The 21715-nt window shown below is 64.4% G+C and carries 18 protein-coding genes and 1 pseudogene; 7 read left to right on the top strand and 12 right to left on the bottom strand.

Annotated elements, in window-relative coordinates; genetic code table 11:
* Nucleotides 1-38: 38 nt before the first annotated feature.
* Nucleotides 39-311 carry a hypothetical protein gene (locus ACL02S_RS09415; RefSeq protein ID WP_412801932.1) on the bottom strand — a complete coding sequence of 91 codons (273 nt, stop codon included), beginning with the start codon at nucleotides 309-311 and terminating at the stop codon, nucleotides 39-41.
* Nucleotides 312-406: 95 nt separating this feature from the next.
* Between ACL02S_RS09415 and ACL02S_RS09410 the strand changes: the two genes are divergently transcribed.
* Together ACL02S_RS09410 and ACL02S_RS09405 are read left to right on the top strand one after the other, a co-directional pair.
* Nucleotides 407-1708: an IPT/TIG domain-containing protein gene (locus ACL02S_RS09410; protein WP_412801931.1), complete on the top strand. Its 1302-nt coding sequence runs from the start codon at nucleotides 407-409 to the stop codon at nucleotides 1706-1708.
* Between the two features lie 24 nt (nucleotides 1709-1732).
* Nucleotides 1733-1897, top strand: a pseudogene (locus tag ACL02S_RS09405) (DUF8612 domain-containing protein); the annotation flags it as partial.
* Nucleotides 1898-1947: 50 nt separating this feature from the next.
* On the opposite strand, the gene ACL02S_RS09400 reads toward ACL02S_RS09405, so the two are convergent.
* The 4 genes from ACL02S_RS09400 to ACL02S_RS09385 are packed head-to-tail and all read right to left on the bottom strand — an operon-like array spanning nucleotide 1948 to nucleotide 3686.
* The gene (locus tag ACL02S_RS09400; protein ID WP_412801930.1) at nucleotides 1948-2367 is read right to left on the bottom strand and encodes a type II toxin-antitoxin system VapC family toxin; all 420 of its coding nucleotides are present in this window, start codon (nucleotides 2365-2367) and stop codon (nucleotides 1948-1950) included.
* Complete coding sequence (locus ACL02S_RS09395; protein ID WP_412801929.1) at nucleotides 2360-2614, bottom strand: type II toxin-antitoxin system Phd/YefM family antitoxin; 255 nt, start codon at nucleotides 2612-2614, stop codon at nucleotides 2360-2362. The genes ACL02S_RS09400 and ACL02S_RS09395 overlap by 8 nt, the downstream gene beginning before the upstream one ends.
* 32 nt (nucleotides 2615-2646) lie before the next feature.
* Nucleotides 2647-3012 (bottom strand): RDD family protein, encoded by a 366-nt coding sequence (locus ACL02S_RS09390; protein ID WP_412801928.1) that lies wholly within the window; start codon nucleotides 3010-3012, stop codon nucleotides 2647-2649.
* Nucleotides 3013-3014: 2 nt separating this feature from the next.
* Nucleotides 3015-3686: a DUF8020 domain-containing protein gene (locus ACL02S_RS09385; protein ID WP_412801927.1), complete on the bottom strand. Its 672-nt coding sequence runs from the start codon at nucleotides 3684-3686 to the stop codon at nucleotides 3015-3017.
* A gap of 607 nt (nucleotides 3687-4293) precedes the next feature.
* On the opposite strand from ACL02S_RS09385, the gene ACL02S_RS09380 reads away from it, so the two are divergent.
* A complete protein-coding gene (locus ACL02S_RS09380) occupies nucleotides 4294-5898 on the top strand; it encodes a phytoene desaturase family protein (RefSeq protein ID WP_412801926.1) in 1605 nt (534 codons plus the stop codon).
* Nucleotides 5899-6157: 259 nt separating this feature from the next.
* On the opposite strand, the gene ACL02S_RS09375 is transcribed toward ACL02S_RS09380, so the two are convergent.
* From ACL02S_RS09375 to ACL02S_RS09355, 5 genes are all read right to left on the bottom strand, one after another.
* Nucleotides 6158-6916, bottom strand: a complete 759-nt coding sequence (locus ACL02S_RS09375; protein WP_412801925.1) for a sirohydrochlorin chelatase — start codon at nucleotides 6914-6916, stop codon at nucleotides 6158-6160.
* On the bottom strand, nucleotides 6913-8154 hold the full coding sequence (locus ACL02S_RS09370; protein WP_412801924.1) for a uroporphyrinogen-III synthase: 1242 nt from the start codon (nucleotides 8152-8154) through the stop codon (nucleotides 6913-6915). Before ACL02S_RS09370 ends, ACL02S_RS09375 begins: the two co-directional genes overlap by 4 nt.
* A gap of 5 nt (nucleotides 8155-8159) precedes the next feature.
* Nucleotides 8160-8561: a nitrite reductase small subunit NirD gene (gene nirD / locus ACL02S_RS09365; protein WP_412801923.1), complete on the bottom strand. Its 402-nt coding sequence runs from the start codon at nucleotides 8559-8561 to the stop codon at nucleotides 8160-8162.
* Nucleotides 8562-8625: 64 nt separating this feature from the next.
* A complete protein-coding gene (nirB, locus tag ACL02S_RS09360) occupies nucleotides 8626-11151 on the bottom strand; it encodes a nitrite reductase large subunit NirB (RefSeq protein WP_412801922.1) in 2526 nt (841 codons plus the stop codon).
* 359 nt (nucleotides 11152-11510) lie between these two features.
* Nucleotides 11511-12764 (bottom strand): MFS transporter, encoded by a 1254-nt coding sequence (locus ACL02S_RS09355; RefSeq protein WP_412801921.1) that lies wholly within the window; start codon nucleotides 12762-12764, stop codon nucleotides 11511-11513.
* Between the two features lie 64 nt (nucleotides 12765-12828).
* Here ACL02S_RS09355 and ACL02S_RS09350 point away from each other — a divergent pair, with 64 nt between their 5' ends.
* Nucleotides 12829-13500: a FadR/GntR family transcriptional regulator gene (locus tag ACL02S_RS09350; protein WP_412802093.1), complete on the top strand. Its 672-nt coding sequence runs from the start codon at nucleotides 12829-12831 to the stop codon at nucleotides 13498-13500.
* A gap of 208 nt (nucleotides 13501-13708) precedes the next feature.
* Nucleotides 13709-15190, top strand: coding sequence for an MFS transporter (locus tag ACL02S_RS09345; protein WP_412801920.1), 1482 nt, complete (start codon nucleotides 13709-13711; stop codon nucleotides 15188-15190).
* An 85-nt stretch (nucleotides 15191-15275) separates the two neighbouring features.
* Here the strand turns inward: ACL02S_RS09345 and ACL02S_RS09340 are convergent, their stop codons facing one another.
* Nucleotides 15276-16940, bottom strand: a complete 1665-nt coding sequence (locus ACL02S_RS09340; protein WP_412802092.1) for a sulfatase-like hydrolase/transferase — start codon at nucleotides 16938-16940, stop codon at nucleotides 15276-15278.
* Nucleotides 16941-17383: 443 nt separating this feature from the next.
* Nucleotides 17384-19561: an MMPL family transporter gene (locus ACL02S_RS09335; RefSeq protein WP_412801919.1), complete on the bottom strand. Its 2178-nt coding sequence runs from the start codon at nucleotides 19559-19561 to the stop codon at nucleotides 17384-17386.
* Nucleotides 19562-19810: 249 nt separating this feature from the next.
* Between ACL02S_RS09335 and ACL02S_RS09330 the strand changes: the two genes are divergently transcribed.
* Nucleotides 19811-21031 (top strand): sensor histidine kinase, encoded by a 1221-nt coding sequence (locus ACL02S_RS09330; RefSeq protein ID WP_412801918.1) that lies wholly within the window; start codon nucleotides 19811-19813, stop codon nucleotides 21029-21031.
* Entirely contained in the window at nucleotides 21028-21705 is a 678-nt protein-coding gene (locus tag ACL02S_RS09325; RefSeq protein ID WP_412801917.1) for a response regulator transcription factor, read from the top strand. The genes ACL02S_RS09330 and ACL02S_RS09325 overlap by 4 nt, the downstream gene beginning before the upstream one ends.
* Nucleotides 21706-21715: the final 10 nt, after the last annotated feature.

The following is a 21715-nucleotide window of genomic DNA, read 5'->3' as shown; positions in this document are numbered from 1 at the left end:
CTCGCTTCTGTTGTCGTCAGTGGTGTGCTCGGCCACCATCAGGGGTGCGGTGGGAGTTGCCGGAGGAGGTGTCGGCCAGTCAACAGGTGCTCGACCTCGCGGCGAATGAACTGTTCATCGCGGATGGCGTTGGCGAGGGTGGCCACGCCTTGACTGACGGTGAGTACGTGCATGGCCAGCGCATCGGCGTCGGTCTCGTGCCCGAGCCCGACGAACTGTTCACGCAGCCAGTCGCGGAACAGAGTGAACAGGCCACCGGCGGCGTCGAAGACAGTGTGGTCGAGACCGGGAATTCGTTGCCGAACTGCCATCAGGGATTCGTTGCGGAACTGCCACTGTTGGTGAGTTACTGGATGGAGGGATATCGCGACTATGTCGACATCCCTTGCAGTACAAAGTTTTCCTGTTGAGAGGCCGACCGATGGCGCCTGCGCTCACCTCGCTCAACCCCAGTTTCGGCCCCCAGGCCGGGGGCAACACGGTGCAGATCATCGGCAGCGGATTCTCAGGTGTCGGTCCATTGACCGTGCGATTCGGTTCGACGGCAACCACATTCACCATCGTCTCCGACACCCGGATCAACGCCATCGCCCCACCCGGCACCGGCACAGTCGGTGTCACCGTCCAGGCACTACTCGACGGCACCAGCAACGCACTGCCCTACACCTACAACGGCTCCGGCCTGCTGTATGTCACCGAAGGCACTAATCCCGGCAATGTGTATTCGGTGCCGCGAACCGGTGGCACACCAACCCTGCTGGCTTCCGGCATGAATCAACCTGTAGGCGTCGTCCGGGTCGGTAGCCTCCTCTATATTTGCGAGATCGGGGCCGATCAGGTGTCGACGGTGCCGACCATCGGTGGCACACCGACCCCCTTGGTAACCGGCCTGTCGCTCCCTGTGTTTCTCACTGTCTCCGGTAACACCCTGTTCATCACCAACGCGGGCACCAGCCAGGTGGTGTCGGCGCCGATCACCGGCACCACTACCCCCACCGTTGTCGCCACTAGCCCCACCAGCGTATCCGGGATCACCGACGGAGTGCCGACCCAACCAGGAGTCGCGTCGTTCGCGGCTGCCCTCCTGGCCGCACCGGTACTCACCTCGCTCAACCCCATTTTCGGTCCCACAGCAGGCGGCAACACGGTAGAGATCTTCGGCAGCGGATTCGCCGGCGCCGGGCCGTTGACCGTGCGATTCGGCACGACGGCAACCACGTTCACCATCGTCTCCGACACCCGGATCGATGCCATCGCCCCACCCGGCACCGGCACCGTCGACGTCACCGTCCAGGCACTTCTCGACGGCACCAGCAACCCACTGCCCTACACCTACGGCGGCCTGCTGTTCTTCACCGACAGCTCCAGCGGCAGCAATGTGTATTCGGTGCCACAAACCGGTGGCGCACCAACCCTGTTGGCTTCCAGTCTGAACGGTCCCAATGGTCTCGTCCGGGTCGGTGACGTCCTCTACATCTGCGAGACCGGAGCCGATCAGGTCTCGACGGTACCGGTCACCGGTGGCACGCCGACCCCCTTGGTGACCGGTCTGGCAAACCCCACGGGTATCACCGCCTCCGGTGACACTTTGTTCATCACCAACGCAGACTCCTCTGTCCACAACGTGGTGTCGGCGCCGATTACCGGCACCGCAACCCCCACCGTGATCACCACCCTCCCGGTCGGCGCATCCGACGTCACGACTTGAGCGCCGCCCGACCACTTCCGGCAGCTGGTTTCCCTCCCCACGCTGGGCGATGAACTCGGTCCAAGTGCCGCGACAGTGAAGAAGTATGTCGCCCTGCGCGAAGAAATCGACCTCGTCGAACGGATACCGACATGGTCAAGGAACATCAGCAGCCGGGCAACCACCACACCGAAGCTCGCGTTCGTCGGCTCCGGATTCGAATGCGACGCTCGTGGTGACTGCCCCGAGCACGAGACGTCTCACACGGAGATCACGGTCAGCAGCTTCTCTATGCCTTTGAAATCGTCGGGGTTACGGGTGAACAAGGGGAGATCGTGTGCCGAGGCCACGGCCGCGATCATCAGATCGACTTTACGTGGTTTCGGGTTCCGACCTGAAGCGACAACGAGTTTCGCCATCGACGTGAACCGTCGTGCCGCGGCGGCGGAGAACGGTAGCGGATCGAAACCGTGCTCGATCTCCAGCATCCGTTCCGTACGCAGGGCCAGGGCTTCAGGGGTGGTGGCGACAGCGATGCCGAGGCCGAGTTCGGCCAGGGTGACGGAGCTGATCCGCGCCTGGATCGGCAACTTCGCATCAGCGATGGCACCGATGTCGATGAGGACACAGGTATCCAGCAATCCGACCGGAAACCGTTCGCTCGAAACCGGTTCAGTCATCGAGGCGTTCCTCGCCGAACGCCACATCGATCTCGGCGCGTTCCTCGGCGCCACGACCTATATCGGCGAAACGGGCGAGTCGCGCCTTGAGTTCAGCCACCGTCATGTTATGTCGCGGAGTGATGGGCCGCAGCTCGCCGACAGGCCGCCCGTTACGGGTGATGACGAAGTCCTCGCCCGCTTCGAGCGCGTCCATCACCCCAGCGCTCCCGTTGCGCAACTCAGCCTGAGTAATCGTCTTCGCCATAACCCCATGATAGCAATTCATGCTATGCGATGCTATATTTCGGCGAACTCGCGCCGCGCATCCCGACGTCGAACCACCGGGAGCCGGTACGCATCGAGCTTGTTCTTGTCCCTGGACTTGTCCTCGCCCTCCCCCGCCGGGTCCGGCCACAACAGCCAGGCCAGCAGCACAGCCGATAGGCACCAATGGAAGAACCACATCTTCAGCAGATGACCGAACGAGGGATAGCCACCGCACTCCGGACTGATCACACACAAACCGAACAACGCCTTGCCGAGGGTGGCGTGGAAGATCGCTTGGCAGACAACCCGGCCTACTATCGATGCCGCTGCCCAGAAGCCTGCCAAGGCGACAAGATCGATACGGGTGGTGCCTTGCGGCACCACCCGTATCGACACGCCTACCAGCAGAAGCGGTAATCGCCGCTGCCACGGCATTCGAGCTCGTACTCCCATTGGTCCGGGATATCGGAGTTGGGAATAGCGGCGCCGGCGGCGCCGCCGAGCGCTATCCCGCCCAGCACTCCACCGATCAGACCCACCGGCAAGGTGATCGGGATCAGCAGCCCGGAGGTGGCGATACCGATCACCATACCGAGGAAGACTCCCGCTATTCCGCCGAGCGCGGCGCCGATGCTCATACCGGCCTCGATACTGCGCTGGCGCGGTGAGGTTTTATGCCAGTAGCCGATCTCCTCCGCGCTCATCTGCCGCGCGCTGACCTCGGCGATCAGGCGGGTGCCATCGGCGTCCAGGCGCGGCGCCAATTCCAACAGCTGTTCCTCCACCGGCGTCCGCAGCGGCAGACTGGCCACCTGAGTGCCATCGGCGGCGGTCACGGTGATCGCGTCGGCAGTAAGACCGAAGGTGCCATCGGCGAGGGTCGCGGTGAGCGTCGTATCGTCGCGGTCGATGGTGTATCCGACGCCGCGCTCAACCCCCTGCGCGAGAACTGGCCATGCACTGACGGCGGCATCGGGCACTGCCGGCGGATCACCTGCGGCGACCCCCGAGGTGATGCCGACGGCGGCGATGGACAGCATGGCGGTTGCGGTGAGTTTTCTGATCTTCATCTTTCCTTGTTCCCCGGTACTTTTCGACGATATGGACGAGTAGTTCCTGCGTGGACGACTGGACGTTCAGAATCGGTGCCACGGGCAGTACGCCCGGACCGAGGCCGCATGAACCAGACCGGTGCCCACACACCGCAATTCGACAAGAGCTGAAAGGCGTCGAACAGTGGCGTCGGGCAACCGAAGAGTTGATCATGTACCAGTGAATCGTGTCAAGATCTGTTCTGATGAGCCCGCTCAGAGCCCCTGACAGGTCAGGCGAGCTCGGATCGGGTCACCTTGCAGTGCAAGATGTTTCAGTGTGACTGCATCCAAATATCTTCTCTTACAAGAGGCAGTCATATGACCACCGGCTACGAGTACCACAATCCCGGAGATCTGTTACAAACCGATCCGTGCCGGCGGACCGCTACAACACCACACAGCACTTCAGCTACCCCAGAAAAGGCGCGCATCGCTGTAACAGCCACACCACTCGATGGGTGCGAATTCGACCTCGGTCGAGTTCTCGAACGGCCCGCCCCGATCGACGATCTCCAGCTACGACGGGACGATTCCCGTAGACTTCGAAGAAAGACCGTCTCGTATCGGTTCGGAGGGAGATACCATGATCCCCACCAGATATGATGCCATCATAATCGGCAGCGGCCATAATGGACTGACATGCGCATGCTACCTGGCGAAAGCCGGCCTGAAAGTTCTCGTTGTGGAGAAATATCATTCCATCGGCGGAATGACCAATACAGAAGAAATAACCATACCCGGGTTCAGGTCGGATACGCACGCGAGCTGCATTCAATTAGCAAACTTTTCTCCCGCTCCCGAAGAACTTCAGCTGGAAAAATATGGGTTCGAACTGATCCATCCCGACCCCGGTCTATCTCATGTCTTCCCCGACGGTCGCTCAGTTTCTGTGCATCGCAACCTCGATGATACTTGTCGGAGCATAGCGCGTTATTCACAAAGAGACGCGGACATGTGGCGCGTCCTCTACGAGAAATTCTTGGAACAGAAGGAATTGATTGGCGATTCTTTCAACAACCCACCGCCATCGTTCACCGAAGAAGCGGCATCCTTGCGGACTCTCCCCGGAGGCCTGGACGAGTATCGGTTTCAGATGCAGAATCTCAGATCCTGGTGCAATGAAACGTTCGAATCGGAGGAGGCCAAGTCCCTGCTGGGGACGTGGGGGGTGCACGTCGGTTCCTCTCCTGACGACGTCGGGGGTGCGAGTATCTCCTGGCTGCTCTCGATGCTGATTCAGCACTATGGGAACAATATTGTCGAAGGCGGAATGCGAAATCTTTCGCTGGCACTGTCCGGATTTCTCGAAGCACACAACGGTGAGATTCGGACGAATGCGGAGGTCAAGCAGATCGTCGTCGAGAACGGAAAAGCCTGCGGTGTCGAGCTTCAGGACGGCGAAGAGATCGGAGCCGGGTTGATCGCCTCCAGCGCGCACCCCCGGAATCTGGTGCTCGACCTTCTCGGGCAGCAACGGCTCGGAACCGCCATCGACACGAAGATCCGCCGTTACGAACTGGGCGAATCCGTCATGGTTGTATATATCGCTCTGCGCAGGCCGGCGAAGTATAGGGCCGGGCCGACCGCTGAACAGTCCGTCTATGTACATCCGAGCCCGGGGCTCTCAGATCATCTCTCCCGCATATTCTACGAAGCGCGAAGCGGCCTCTTATCCGAAGAGCCATTTGCTCTGATCTGCAACGACGCTGCTGCGGATCCGAGCCGTGTGCCGCCCGGTGCCGGATTGATGAAACTTGTGGTCCAGCCTGTTCCGTACGAGATCAAAGGGGATGCCGGCGGCACGATCGAGGAAACACACTGGGACCGTGCGAAAGAGCTCCTCGCGGATCGGATGATCGACCTGTTGACCGATAAGTACATCCCGGATCTCCGAGACAACATCATCAAACGAGTCGTTCACAGCCCGCAGGATATCGAAAGAATGCTGCCGAGCGCCCTTCAGGGGACGAACTCCCACGGAGCTTTCGTCCCATACCAGGTCGGCGCCATGCGCCCGATACCGGAAATGGGGTTTTATCGCTCACCGGTCACACATGCCTATCTATGCGGATCCGGCAGTCATCCCGGTCCGGGAGTGACAATGGCGCCAGGCCGAAACGCGGCGCAAATAATCTATGCAGACCTCGGGATCGACTTCACTGCGGTGGGACGGGGCTCGTCCCGATGAGTAGACGTCGATTCACCGCTTCGATCCGAACTCGGCCAAATCCTCTGAAAACGACCCAGTCGCCGCGACCTCTCAGATCGAGAGTGTTGCGACGACCGCGTGAACCCGGGGAGTACTGGGGGTCTGTTCATGCCGATCACCGATTCTCCAGCAGCGCCGATATCCGATCCAGTCCGTGGCTATAGTCGTCGACTCATGCCTTCAAGAACGTGGCATCGGACATGATGGTCTCGACCCCATGAAACAGCGGCAGAGAGGGTCAGCGCACCCGTGCCTCGACCAGCTCGCGGGCTGCGGTCCGGTAACGCTCGGCGATCAACCGGACCACGGCCGGATGCACGCCGATGGGTTCGGCGACACCATCCGCACCCGCCTCGTGCAGACGCTGCTGGAACAGGCCGTGCGCCAGCAGGTACGAGGCCACGAAGACCCGGCCCGCACCAGCCGCGCGCAGCTCGGCGACCACCTCGGGGATGCGTGGCGTACCGGTCGCGACATAGCCGACTCGGACCGGAGCGTCGAGCCGTTCGGCCAGTAATGCGGCGGCACGGCGGACATCCCGGCGGGCCCTGGCATCCGAGGAGCCCGCGGCGGCGAAGACCACCGCGTCTCCCGGAGTCCAGCCCGCGGTGCGCAAGCGCATGGCCATGATCCGCGCCAGCGCGGGATCAGGGCCCATGGCCGGGGTGACTACCACCGCAGGATGATCACTGTCGGCCACCTCGCGTGGTACGTCCTGGTAGACGTGATAGCCCGAGGCCAGGAACGCCGGAACCACCACCGCCGGAACGGCCTCCCCGGTCGGTGACACCAGATCGCGCAACACTTCGGCGGGCGAGGGGCCGAGCACATCGACGAACGCTGTGCGCACCCACGGCGTTTCCTCGGCCTCGGTGCCTGGTGCCGAAACCCCGGCGCCGAGTTCCTCGGTCACTGCCTCGGCGAGTGCCGCGATCATCTGCACACCCTTGGTGCTTCGGGTTCCGTGCGCCACCAGCACCAGGGCGGGGACCGTCACCAGCTGCCCGCCGTCTGGATGTATCGGGGTGCCCGAGCCGGAATTCCCGTGCCCGGCGCCTGCGCGCCATCGGTGGCGAGGGGCCTGGGATTGTTATCGATGCACTCCGCCGGATCCAATGCGAGCCGGTAACCGCGTTTGACCACGGTTTGAATGGCTTTCGGCGTGCCGAGTCCGGATCGGAGCCTGGCGATGGCGGTTTCCACCGCGTGCGTATCGTCCCCGCCGCCGGGCAATACGGCGAGCAGGTCCTCCCTGGAGACCACTCGGCCCGGCTGCCGGGCCAGCGCACGCATCAGAGCCATCGGCGCGGGCGCAAGCTGACGCACCTGACCGTCCACCACCACGCAGGCTCCGCGCACGCTGATGTGGTGTCCGGCGGCCTGGATCCGGTTGGCCCGCCTCGGCAGTTCTTCGGCAACGTGCCGGGCCAGCGCACCGAGCCGGGCCCGGCCCGGCATCGAGGTCGGCACGCCGAGTTCTTCCAGCGGCGCCGCCGTGATCGGCCCGACACAGGCGGGCAGCACCCGGCCACGTAAGGCGTACAGCAACCCGTCGAGCAGTCCGGTTTCCTTGGCGCGCATCAACATCGATGCGACGGCGGGAGCACTGGTGAAGGTGACGCAGTCCAGGCTCGCGGTGACGATGGCCTCGATGAGGTGATCCATCGGGCCCTGATCATCCGGCGGCACCCAGCGATACACCGGCACGGGCACGACATCCGCTCCCGCGCAGCGCAAGACCTCGCAGAAATCGGGTACCGGTTCCCACTCGGTGGTGGCTCCGTGTAATTGCACCGCGATCCTGACGCCCTCCACTCCCTCGGTGAGCAGGTGGTCGAGCACTTCGGCGGACGATTCGGAAGCAGGCGACCATTCCTCACGCAATTCCGCGGCACGGATGGCGCCCTTGGCTTTCGGGCCGCGCGCCAGCATCCTGGTGGTGCCGAGCGTGCGGCGCAGGTCATCGGCCATCCCCCAGCCCTCGGCGGCTTCCATCCAGCCGCGAAAGCCGATTCCCGTTGTGGCCACGGTGATCCGCGGCGGATCAGTGATCAGCTGCCGGGTGACCCGCGCCAGTTCGTTGTCGTCGGCCAGCGGGATGATCCGGATGGCCGGTGCGGACACAATCGTGGCGCCGCGTCGTTGTAGCAGCGTGGCGAACTCTTCGGCCCGCCGCGCCGCCGTGATACCTATCGTGAAGCCGGCAAGACCGGCTCCCGCGTCACCTGTCGCCATGCCGATCATCCGTCCGAGGATTCGAGCTCGGATACCACCGGCTCATTGGAAACCGAAACGATGCCGTCGTCCACGCGCACCGCGTACACCGGCAGCATCGCCGATTCGTCGTCCAGGCAGTGCCCGTCGACCAGGGAGAAAGCTTGCTTCAACAATGGTGAGGCCACGACGGGTACCCCACCGCGATCGCCGACGATGCCGCGCGACATGACCGCGGCCCTGCCGATCGGATCGACATTGCCGACGGCGTACAGCGCGCCGTCCCCCACACGGAACAGCGCAGCCTGCCTGCCGCCTTTCAGTAATACCGCGACGCCGCGGCCGGGAATCAGATAGTCGAGACGGCACGCTTGCGTCCACTCGGCGGTGGTCGCTCGGGCGATGCCAGGGGTGTCGATCACAGTCATCGGTGTCGTCCTCCAAACGCCTTACCTATTGGTACAGACGTTCTGTTTCTATGCGGTTACGCGGTTATTTCCCAGGCGTGGCGAGCGGCATGTCCGGCAGCCCGAGCAGCACAGGCACCTTCCGATCCCCGGTATCGTCGAACGAGATCGTCGGATCGGCCGCCTCGGGGGCGTTGACGAACGACACAAAGCGAGACAACTTCTCTTCGTCTTCCAGTACCGCGGCCCACTCATCGCGGTAACCGGCGACATGCGCGGCCATTGCCGCCTCCAGATCCCCTGCGATGCCCAAACTGTCTTCGCAGATCACTTGCTTCAGGTAATCGATACCGCCGTCCAGCGCCTCCTGCCACGGCGCGGTGCGCTGCAAACGATCAGCGGTACGGATGTAGAACATCAGGTAGCGATCGATGTACTTGATCAGTGTCTCGTCATCGAGGTCACCGGCCAGTAATACCGCGTGCTTCGGGGTGAGGCCGCCATTGCCGCCGACGTAGAGGTTCCATCCGTGCTCGGTGGCGATCACGCCGACATCCTTGCCACGCGCCTCGGCACATTCGCGGGCACAGCCGGAGACGGCCAGCTTCAGCTTGTGCGGCGAACGCAGGCCGCGATAGCGCTTCTCCAGCAGTACGGCCATACCGACCGAGTCCTGCTGCCCGTAGCGGCACCAGGTGGAGCCGACGCAACTCTTCACGGTGCGCAGCGACTTACCGTACGCGTGCCCGGATTCCATGCCCGCGTCGACCAATCGCTTCCAGATCAGTGGCAGCTGTTCGACGCGCGCGCCGAACAGGTCGATGCGCTGGCCGCCGGTGACCTTCACATACAGGCCGAATTCCTTGGCCACCTCGCCGATAGTGATCAGCTGCTCCGCGGTGACCTCGCCGCCTGGCATCCGTGGCACCACCGAGTAGGTGCCGTTCTTCTGCATATTGGCCAGGAAGTGGTCGTTGGTGTCCTGCAGCGCGGCCTGCTCACCGTCGAGGATGTGCTCGCTCGAGGTGGAGGCGAGGATGGAGGCGACGGTCGGCTTGCAGATATCGCAGCCCGTGCCCTTGCCGTGCTCGGCGATCAGGCCCGAGAAGGTGCGGATACCGGTGACCTGCACAATCTGGAACAGCTCGGCACGCGACTGTTCGAAGTGCTCACACAGCGCCTTGGACATCTGCACGCCGGACTGCTCTAGCAGCTTTTTGATCATGGGTACGCAACCACCACACGATGTTCCGGCGGTGGTGCACTTCTTGATCGCCGGGATATCACAGGCGCCGTCGGCGATCGCCCCGCAGATAGTGCCTTTCGACACGTTGTTGCACGAGCAGATCTGCGCGTCGTCCGGCAGGGCATCGGCGCCGAGTTCCGCGCCCGCCGGCGAGATCAGCGCAGCCGGTTCAGCGGGCAGCGGGCTGCCGACCAAGGGACGCAAAGCCGAATAAGCGCTGGCATCGCCGACCAGGATGCCGCCGAGCAGGATCTTCGCATCGTCGGAAACGACGAGTTTGGCATAGGTGCCCTTGGCCGCGTCGTGCAGCACCACCGACAGTGCGCCCTCGGTGACCCCGTGCGCGTCACCGAAACTGGCCACGTCGACACCGAGCAGCTTGAGTTTGGTGGACATGTCCGCACCGGGGAATTCGCCCGTGCCGCCGAGCAACCGGTCCACCACGATCTCGGCAGTGCTGTACCCCGGCGCGACCAGCCCGTAGCACACCCCCTCCACCGCAGCGCATTCACCGATGGCCCAGACATTGGGGTCGGAGGTCTGTAAGCCGAGATCGGTGACGATGCCGCCACGGGGGCCGATCTCCAGCCCCGCGTCCCTGGCGATCTGATCGTGGGGGCGGACACCGGCGGAGAACACCACCAGTCCGGCCTCGATCACCGACTCGTCGGACAGCACGACCGTCAGCCCCGCGTCCGACGCCTCGATCGAAGATGTGCCGACCCCTGTGTGCACCTGCAGGCCGAGGTCGGTGACCAGACGCTCCAGGATCGCACCGCCGCCCGCGTCGACCTGGGCGGGCATCAGCCGGTCGTTGTACTCGACTACATGGGGAGTGAGCCCGAGCAACCGCAGCGCGTTCGCGGCCTCCAGGCCGAGCAGTCCGCCGCCGATCACCACCCCTGCCGCACCTGGACCGGCAGCCGCGGCGGCCGCGCGGATGCCGTCCAGGTCATCGATGGTCCGGTAGACGAAGCATCCGGGCTGGTCATGGCCGGGAACCGGCGGTACGAACGGGTAGGAGCCGGTGGCCAGCACGAGCGCGTCATAGCCGAAGGTGTCGCCCGCCGAGGTGGTCACCTTACGCGCCCGGCGATCGATCGACTCGGCGCGCTGACCGAGCCGCAGTTCGACCAGATCGTCACCGGCGTACTCGTTACCGGGCAATGCCAGCGCACCCGGGTCCCAGTTGCCGATATAGGAAGAGAGGCCGACCCGGTCATAGGCGGGCAACCGCTCTTCGCTGAGGACGACTACCTGCCAGTGGCCTTCGGTATCGCGCGAGCGCAGCGCCTCGACGAACCGGTGCCCGACCATGCCGTGGCCAACGACCACCGCGGTCTTGCGATCGACTGTGGGGTTCATCTCTTGGTCCTCCTGGGCTGGTTCGGTGTCAGACACGGGCCGACGAACCGACGGAGTCCCGAGCTATACCGCGTCAGCATGTGCAACAGGGCCTCCCGGATTCGGTTGGCCCCAAGGTAAGAAATGGGTATTGCCGACATGCTGCGCGAAATGACCGTCAAATCAACGGTTGCTCACGCATTCCGACCATCCGCCGTGAGCTTCCAGCACATGTTTCCGGCATGTGACACAACGATTTCCGGATGTCACACGCGGCCCGATCCCGAATTCACCGAGCGGTGAGGTGCGCCGGGCACAGCATGCTCCCGCACGTACCCGTGCGCAACTCGGAACGGACGATCATTCCGGCGCGCGGGGAATCACCAGGTGTCTTCGAGCATGCGCGGTTTGCACGCTTGCCAGGCACCGAACAGCAGAACCAGCACCGCACCACCGAGCAGCGCGAACGGAGCGAGCCAACCGCCGGTCGTCGTATGCAGCATGCCGAACAGCAGCGGACCCGCGCAGGCCACCGCGTAACCGACCCCCTGGGTGAAACCCGATAATGCGGCCGAACCGCCCGGAGTGCGGGTACGCAGATTGATCAGCGTCAACGCCATCGGGAAGGTACTCGGGCCGAGTCCGAGCAACACAACCCACACCAGTGGCGCGGCCATCGGTGCGATGATCAGCCCGGCGAACGCGATGTAGAACAGCACCGCGCAGCCGATCACCACAGCGAACGGATTGCGGAACCGGACGACCACCGTCGGCGCTGTGAGCGCGGCGACCAGTCCGATCAGGGCGAACAACCCGACCATGGCACCGCCGTACCCGGCGCTCGCTCCCGCGTCTGTCATGATCTTCGGCAACCAGGCGAACATCGAGTAGGTGATCAGCGAGGTCATGCCGAACATGCCTGCCATGCCCCAGGCGATCGGCGAACGCCACACCCGGCCCGTTCGCGGGGCATGGTCCGGCACCGCCGTCTGATCCACGCGGTCGTATCCGTGCCGATCCCGCACGATGGCCAGCCATGGCACCACGGCGGCGAAGCCGAGCAGACCCCACATCCCCAGCGAGATCCGCCAGCCTTGCGCATCGGCCACCGGGACCGCGATAAGGGCAGGCACGACGGTGCCGAGCTGCACCATGACGATATACAGCGAGCTGACCGTGGCGATGTGGTCCGGGAAATAGCGTTTCACCAGTGGCGGGATCACCACATTGCCCATGCCCATGCCCGTGAGTGCGAGCGCGGAGAACACCAGCAGTTCCACGGTGCCGGATACCAGCACCCGCAGCACCATGCCCGTGCCGGCCATCAGCATGGCCGTAAGCGCGGTGCGCTCCAGTCCGAGCCGGACCGCAAGGAGCGGGGTGAGCAGCCCGGCCAACGCGAACATGGCGGGCGGGGCCATACCGAAGACCCCGACCACGGCGGCCCCGTAACCGATCTCGGCACCGATGAATTCGGCCAGCGGACTGAACGCGGTGACGGCGACACGCAGCGTAAGCGCGGACATGACGATAGCGGTGAGAACCAGCAGCCTGCCCTCGAGCAGCGCGCGACGCCGCCGCTCGACCAGCACGGATTCGGGGAGAGCCGCAGATTCGGGAAGGGTCGCAGTCACCGCGAAATCATAGGATGACCGGATGATCAAGGGCAAATGCGGGGATGGGCGGTACGCTATCGGGGTGCAAACCGTCCGCCGCACCAGTCTCATAGCCCAGGTCACCGAGCAGCTGCGGGCGGAAATCCGTTCCGGCCGTTGGCCGATCGGCTCCCGCATTCCCACCGAACCCGAGCTCACCGAACTCACCGGTACCGGCCGCAATACCGTGCGCGAAGCCGTCCAGGCGCTGGTGCACGCGGGCATGCTGGAACGCCGCCAGGGCTCGGGCACCTATGTGATCGCCAGCTCCGATCTGGGCGGAACCTTGGCGAAGTACTTCGCCGATGCCGAGGAACGCGATGTGCTGGAACTGCGCCTCGCGCTGGACACCACCGCGGCCGCGCTGGCGGCACGCCGCCGTGACGACACCGATATCGAGACGCTGCTGCACCTGCTCGAAGAGCGGGACGAAGGATGGGATGAGGACCTGGACACCGCGATCGAAGCGGACGTCCAGCTACACCGCGCGATCGTCGTCGCAAGCCACAACGCGGTATACCTGGAATTCTACGATTCGCTGTTGCCTATCATCAAAGAGGTCATCCTCGCCAGAGCGTCGAAGTCCGACGATTCCTATCCGGCGCAGCACGCGGCCTTGGTACACGCGGTGATCGACGGCGATCCCGAACGAGCCGCCTCGACCACCAGATGCTTCCTCAACTCCCTGATCGCGGAATATCCGGACGTGCGCTGAGGCGCGCACTCGCGGCGCGTAACCAAGTGGTCACCATCGCGGCTCACGGATAGTGAGACCGATTTGCCCGGAACGTCATCAGCGGCCACAGAAACGCAATAACCGGCTTCTACCTTGGTCACGACCAGCATTTCAGGAACTCGACAGCCGCCGTCGGCAACGACGCCGCGATGAGGGTCGGTCGAGCCCCGATCGAGAGGATGTGCCGATGACCGCCGTCGCGACCACCGGCCCCGAGGTACAGACACCGACATTCCAACACCAGAAACGTGGGCGTTGGCTCGACCACTGGGAGCCGGACAATGAGCAGTTCTGGGAGTCCGGTGGCAAACTGACCGCGCGCAAGAACCTGTTCTTCTCCGTTTTCGCGGAGAACCTCGGCTTCAGCATCTGGGTGATCTGGGGAAGCGTGGTCACCGCGATGGGCGCGGCCGGATTCGGCTTCCTCGCCGGTCTCGGGCAGGGAAACCCGACCGCGGTGAGCAACGCCCTACTGCTCACCTCGACCCCGACCCTGGTCGGCGCCATGTTGCGGGTGCCGTACACCTTCGCGATCCCGAGGTTCGGTGGACGAGCGTTCACCGCGTTCAGCGCGGGCATGCTGCTGTTTCCGACACTCGGCTTGGCTTACTTCGTCAACCAGCCGGAAACACCCATGTGGGTGTTCATGATCCTCGCCGCGCTGGCCGGTGTCGGCGGCGGCAACTTCTCCTCCTCGATGGCCAACATCAACTTCTTCTACCCCGAGGGCAAGAAGGGCGCTGCGCTCGGCATCAATGCCGCGGGCGGGAACATGGGCGTCGCGCAGACTCAGCTGCTCCTGCCATTGGTGATCACGCTCGGCACGCACATCATGGCCAAGGACCCGGCAGGCTACCGGTTCGGCATCACGCTCGCGGTGCTGGTCTGGGTACCGTTCATCCTGGCCGCGATATTCGGCGCGCTGCGGTACATGGACAGCATCAGCCAGGCCCAGTCCGACGGGCAGTCCTACAAACTGGCCCTGACCAACCGGCACACCTGGATCATGGCCTTCCTCTACATCGGCACCTTCGGCTCGTTCATCGGCTTCTCCTTCGCGTTCCCGACACTGCTCAAGGCCAACTTCCCCGATCTGGTCGAGATCAGCTGGATGAGCACGCTCGGCAACCTGGCCTTCCTCGGCGCGTTCGTCGGTTCGTTCAGCCGCCCGCTCGGTGGGTGGATCGGTGACCGCGTCGGCGGCGCGAAGATCACCATGTCCGTCTTCGGCGGCATGGCGCTCGGTATCGCGCTCATCATGGCATCGCTGTCGGTGAAGAGCTTCCCGCTGTACCTGATCTCGTTCCTGCTGCTGTTCGTGCTGACCGGAATCGGCAATGGTTCCGCCTACCGGATGATCCCGATGATCTTCAGCGCGGAAAACAAACGACGCGCCATGGAAAGCGGGCAGGACCCAGCGGAGACAACCGCCTCGGCCAAACGTCAGGCAGGCGCCGCGATCGGCGTCATCGGCGCGGTGGGCGCGAGCGGCGGCTGGCTGCTGCAACAAGCGCTCCGGCTGTCCAACACCCACCTGGGCAGCATGGCGCCCGCCTTCTGGGCGTACGCGGTGGCCTTCCTGGTCATGGGCGGTGTCACCTGGTGGTTCTACCTGCGGTCCTCCTTCGCGGTCGACCGCGTCCCCTCACTGGCATACGCCAACGTCTGACCGCCACAACGCCGATGTCCCGCGGGTTCTCGAACCCGCGGGACATCGGCGTAACAGCCACCGCTACCGGTCGGATAGGCGTGACCTACGACGGCTTGGGAATGAAAATTTCCTCGATGAGGTGACCGACGCGCTCCGCTTGGGCCAGGATGTTCGTTTGCGACGCGATATAGTCGCCGATCCCCTCCTCCTGGGCGGCCTTCAGATAAGCAGGCAGCGGCTGCTGGATCTCGTTGCGGATGGCGTTCTCCAGCAGCGGTTCCATCTTGCCACGCAGCGGATTACCGGTCGCCGCCTGATTGTCGAGCTCGAGCCGGCCTTCGTCGGTGCTGTAGTCGTAGAGCTCGAACTCCTGCTGCTGCGCCGAGTCGACCCGGACTTGGCCTTCCACCCAATGCGAATACGAGGCGAACTTCGCCTCGGCGGTGCGCACCATCGCCACATGCCCTGGAGCGTTCTGGTTGAACAGGATCGCGGCTTCTTCGATGGTGGCCTCGTCGGTGGTGTGCGCGATCCACGGCCTGCCCGCGGCACCGGAATTACGGCACAGTTCCGTGAGATCGTAACGCCCGCTCAGGTGTTCATAGCGCCCGTCGCTGCGCCAGCCGTTACCGCCGGTGGCGATGGTGAGCAGCAAGGGGGTGAGATCGATGCTGGAGGTGAGCTGGTTGCGGATGCTTGTGCCCTCGACCGGGCTGAGATAGCCGCGCGGGTCGTGTACGTAGAGCGGCACCCGGATGGCCTCGTCGTAGGCGCCGCCACCCTTACCGTGCAGGCCGTGCGAGCCGGCGTAATCGCCGTGGTCGGCGGTGAAGATGATGACGGTGTTGGCCGCGACGTCGGGCCGCGAGTACAGCGTATCGAGCACCCGGCCGATCTGGATGTCGACCTGCTGCTGCAGCCACAGGTAGAGGTTGCGCACCTCGGCCCAGGCCTGCGCGGCTTCCGGGGTCCCCGCGGGCGCCAACCCGAATGCCACTTGCGAGACCTCGTACAGCGCCATCTGCAGCCGCGGCTTCTCGGCCAGCTGTTCGAGTGTTTCGAAGTTCGGCGGCATGCCGTTCATCCACTGCGGGATATCCATATTGAATTGGTCGCGGCGGGTCCAGCGCGGCCAGAACTGGATATCGTGCGGATTGACCAACGAGACGGTAGTGCACCACGGCGCGTTACCGGAGTCGTTGTGGAACCAATCGACGAACTGGTCGGCGATCTTCGGATCCGCTTGCAACCCTTGGCCCGGCGCACCGTTGGGTGAGGGGTAGGTGCCGCCGTAGAAGCCGTAGGCCTCGAGCGAACCCGGCGTCTTGTCGGGATAGTTGCCGATATGCCATTTGCCCCACCAGTTGGTGTCGTACCCCTGCTCGCGCAACATCGATCCCCAGGTGGGGAACTTCGGCGACAGCGTCGACCCGGACACCACCATGACCCCGGTCTGGTGAGCGTACAGGCCGGTCAGCATGCAGCCACGGGAGGCGGTGCAGTCATTGGCCGCGGTGTAATGATTCTCGAACGACACACCACCGTTGCGGATACGCGCCATATTCGGCAGCACACTGTCCAAAGTGGCCTGGTCGGGGAACCACATGGGCGCACGCATCTCATCGACCATGATCACCAGGATGTTCGGCTTGTCCGGATCGGTATCCGCACGGGCCTTACCGGGGGCCGCCCCCGCCGAGACCACGGCCGCGGCCGTTGCCGAGGTAGCCGCACTGGCCAGGAAACCCCTTCGGTTGAACGAGGGCAATGTTCCTCCACGAAAAGCGAGATCAAATTCCGTCGCCGAATGATAGGTGGCACATCTCGTTGTTGTCACCGACCGGATTCTCGAAAGTGACCACTCCACGCCGATAGGAACGGATTTCATGTCTGGGGTATAAATTCTGGATCCAATCCAATCCGCATTACACTGGATCGAAATATCAAGTGCATCAATACATTTCGCATACAAAAGGGACATACTGGACATATTGCGCTGCCACTCGGAGCTGTTTCTAAAAGTTTCGTGAGAATCGGATACGGCGCAATAGAATCCATCGGGTGAACTATTCGGATCAGGCATGATCCGGTTACCCGCACGGGCCGGATATCCGGTGCGATGGCACCGGATCCGGCTCATCGCATCATCCGCTGCCGGTGCTGAGTTCGGTAACGGCCGGATCGGCCCGCAACAGGTGCCGCGACAACCGTTCAGCACAACCGGTCCGGCTCGTATGCAGGTCTGCGGTGCATACTCGCTGACGCGAGATGCTTCGGGCCGGTGGTTTCCAACCTCAGATGGGGAAGCCGGTGGTCGAGCCAGCCCGGCAGCCACCAGGTAGTGCGACCGAGCAGCGCCATGGTGGCGGGCACCAACACCATCCGGACAAGCGTGGCGTCCAGCACGATCGCGGTCGCCAGCCCCAGCCCCATCATCTTGAGCAGGGGGGATGGGTCCGCGATGAAAGCAAGGAAGATCGCGGTCATGATCAGGGCAGCGGAGGTGATCACACGCCCCGTACCCGCGATACCGCGGGCCACCGACTCGGTGTTGTCGGCCGTGGTGTCGTATTCCTCGCGGATACGGGAGAGCAGGAACACCTCATAGTCCATGGACAGGCCGAACAGCACCGCGAAGAAGATCATCGGCATCGGAGAAGCGATGAGATAAGTCTGGTCCAGGCCGAAAAAGTCGGCGAACCAACCCCATTGGAACACCGCGACCACGGCGCCGTAGGCCGCGCCGATGGACAGCAGGTTCATCACGACAGCCTTCAAAGGCACCACGACCGACCGGAAAACCACCAGCAACAACAGGAATGAGGCGGCCAGGACGGCGGCTACGAAGATCGGCAGGGTATCGGCGAGCTGAGTAGCGAGGTCGTCGGTCATAGCGGTCAAGCCCGATATCGCGACATTGGCAGGCATGAGATCGCGGATACGCGCGAGTGTTTCGGAGGTCGCGGTATCCGCAGGTGCGGTAGTCGGCAAGGCTGGCAGCACCACCGTGTCACCGGCGGGTGCGATCTGGGGTACGCCGACCTGGGCGATACCGGGATCTGCGGCAATCCGCTCGGACAGCGCGGTGATACCGTCGGCGGTCACACCCGCGCTGCGCAGATCGACGACCAGCAGCAACGGCGCGTTGATGCCAGGCCCGAAACCTTCCGCCAGCAGGTCGTAGGCACGCCGGTGAGTGGTGCTGGTCGAATCGTCGCCCGCATCGGGAAAACCGGTCTCCATTGTCCACGCTGGCACGGCCAGCGCCACCATCGCCGCCACCGCGACCAGCAGATACGGCCACGGTCGGCCCGCGATGCGATGCGCGAAGCGCCACCACGCCGTCTCCTCGACCCGCGCCACCGAACGCCCGCGACCCACCAGCCGCCCCGCGTCGATACGATCGCCGAGCAATGCCAGCAGTGCGGGCAGCAGAGTCAGGGCGGTCGCAACAGCAACCAGCACAACGAAGGCCGTACTGAGCCCGATCGAAGCGAGGAAACCCAGGCCGGTCAGCGCGAGCGCACCCATGGCAACGACCACCGTGCCGCCTGCGAATACAACGGCGGCGCCCGACGATCCCATAGCGTTGGACAGAGCAGTTGCGTTGTCCTGGCCCATAGCCCGGTTCTCCCGGTATCGGGCCACGACGAACAGGGCATAGTCGATTCCGACGCCCAAGCCGATCATGACACCGATCGGCGGTGCCGAGGTGGAGATGTCCATCGCATTGGCCAGCAGTGCGACAGCGCCAACTCCCCCCGCGACCGCGACCACAGCGAGCACGATCGGCACCAGCGCGGCCACAAGGGTGCCGAACACCACGACCAGCACGATCAGCGCCACCAACAGGCCGGCCAACTCCGCAGTCGATGGCTCGGTCTCAGCGTTGATGAACGCCGCATCGCCGCCGAGTTCCGCGAGGAGACCGGCTTCCCGCGCAGGCGCTATAGCGGCGGTGAGCGCCACCAGCGACTCCGGGCCGAGCTCCGCCGAGGGCCGGTCGAAAACGATATCCGCGAAACCGATACGCCCGTCCGGCGACACGGTGCCCGCGGTGAACGGATCCGATACAGCCACAACATGTGGCACCTCGACGATCCGGGTGACCGCGGCGTCGACGGCGGCGCGCCCATCGTCGAGCTGTTGTCCCTCCTGCGCGGCGAACACCGCCATCGCACTACCTCCAGCCGCCTCGGGGAAGCGCTGTTCGAGCAGGTCCATCGCCTTCTCACTCTGGCTGCCCGGCGCGACGAAATCATCGAGGAACGAGCCACCCGCGGTACCGGCCAAGGCGACTACGAGGGCGACAACAAAGACCCAGGCGGAGATCGTGGCCCATGGTCTGCGGGCGCTCATATCGCCGATGCGGCGAGTGAAACGGTTCATGGTGATGTGCTCCTGTGTGTTGACCGTGGTCCCCAGCCCGGTTCGACAACCGGTGGGGCGGCTGTATCGCAGTGGTTCCACGGTGCTGGTCCACCCCCCGCCCTGTCGTCCGCCGGACAGCTGGTCCGCGTTCCGCCGCCGGGCGGGATTCGAGCGGACGCATCGGCCGGTGGTCTCCCCCATACGGCGGAGGCCCGAAGCCGTCTCGCGACGGGTGAATACGTTCATGACCGGGCGTACTGTGAGCCGATGCCCACCGACAAGGCGCTGTCCCCCGTGGACAGCACGACGCCGTCTGTCACTGGTGCGCGCAGGTTCCGGGGTCCGTTCGCCCGCTGGCCACGCACCGCGGATACCGCACTCGCCGTGGTGGCGTTCCTGCTGGCGCTGTTCGTGGTCGACGCACCTGGTGACGCCCTGACCATCCGTCCGCTCGCCGAGGTCGCGCATCCCGCCGTGGCAGCCCTCCTAGCGGGAAACGCCGTACTGTACTGGCGGCGACGCGCACCGCTGATCGTGCTCGGCTCGGTACTGCTCAGCTGGATGCCGCTGCTCCTGACCGGCTACTCGCATCTCGGCCCGGCCGCCCTCGTCGCCCTGTACAGCGTGGGCCGCTACGGGACCGTGAATCGTTGGTACCCCGCGGGTATCGCCGTGATCATCGTGCTGCTCATCGGCGACGGCCTGGACGATCCCACCCCGTGGTGGCAGGAGATTCTCGTCGGCGGCATCTTCATGTTCGGAGCGTGGAATATCGGGTACCTGCTCCGGTCACGCGCCGAGCGCGCCGCACGGCTGTTGCGCGAAGGCGCCGCCGAAGCCGATCGGATCCTCGCCGAGGAGCGGACCCGTATCGCGCGCGAGCTGCACGATGTAGTCGCCCACCGGGTGAGTCTGATGACCGTGCAGGCCGGAGCGGCGAAAGTCATCGCTACCCGGGACCTCGATGCCGCCGTGCGGGCCATGGGCGCGGTGGAGGAAGCCGGCCGCCAGGCGCTGGCCGAGATGCGGCATCTGCTCGATGTGCTGCGGCCCGAAACCGAACTCGGTCCACAGCCCGGCCTCGCCGATCTCCCACGGCTCGTCGAACAGATCCGCGGCGCGGGTGTGCACGTATCGCTGTCGGCGGACGGGCTGCCCGCCGCTGTGCCCGCCCGAGTGGACCTGTTCGCCTACCGCATCGTCCAAGAGGCACTCACCAACGTGCTCAAGCATGCCGGGCCAGGGACCCACGCACAGACACGACTCGATGTCGACCGCAACGCGATCGTCATCGAGGTGCTCGATGACGGTCGCGGCACTGCCGTCGTGCCAGGACCGCCGGTTGCGCCACCTGGATCCGGCGGACACGGCATCATCGGAATGCGTGAACGCGCACTACTGTTGGGCGGGAGCCTCGAGGCGGGGCCACGTACACAAGGAGGGTTCCTGGTGGTCGCCCAGCTGCCGATCGGAGACGATCGGGTATGAGTGTCCGCGTGCTCATCGCCGATGACCAGGCTTTGGTCCGTGGTGGTTTCGCCATGGTCCTTGGCATTCACGACGATATCGAGGTGGTCGCGGAGGCCGGGACCGGTGTAGCTGCTATCGATGCCGCCAGAGCGCATCGCCCGGATGTGATCCTGATGGACATCCGAATGCCGGAGCTGGACGGTTTGGAGGCGACCGCACGCATCCTGGCTTCCGCCGACTGGGAGGTGCGGGTATTGATTCTGACCACCTTCGACCCGGACGAATACGTCTACCGCGCCCTACGCGCAGGCGCCAGCGGCTTCGTACTCAAGGACATTCCCGCCGACCAGCTCGCCGGAGCTGTCCGCACCGTGGCCGACGGCGGTGCACTGCTGGCTCCGTCGATCACTCGCCGCCTCATCGGCCGGTTCACCGAACCCCGTACCGCCGATGCCACTGTCGTGCGCAGGCTGGACCGGCTCACCGAACGCGAACGCGAGGTGGTGGCCGCCGTCGCCCGAGGCGCCAGCAATTCGGAGATCGCCACTCAGCTGTTCATCGGTCCAGCGACCGTGAAATCACACGTATCGAGCATCCTCACCAAACTCGGTCTCCGTGACCGCACCCAGGTGGTGGCTTTCGCGTACGAGAGCGAACTCGTCCGGCCGGGCGACCACGATATCGGCCACTGAAAGCATGTGG

The sequence above is a fragment of the Nocardia spongicola genome, assembly GCF_047200775.1.
Lineage (GTDB): Bacteria > Actinomycetota > Actinomycetes > Mycobacteriales > Mycobacteriaceae > Nocardia.
This window is presented reverse-complemented; position numbering and strand designations above follow the sequence as displayed.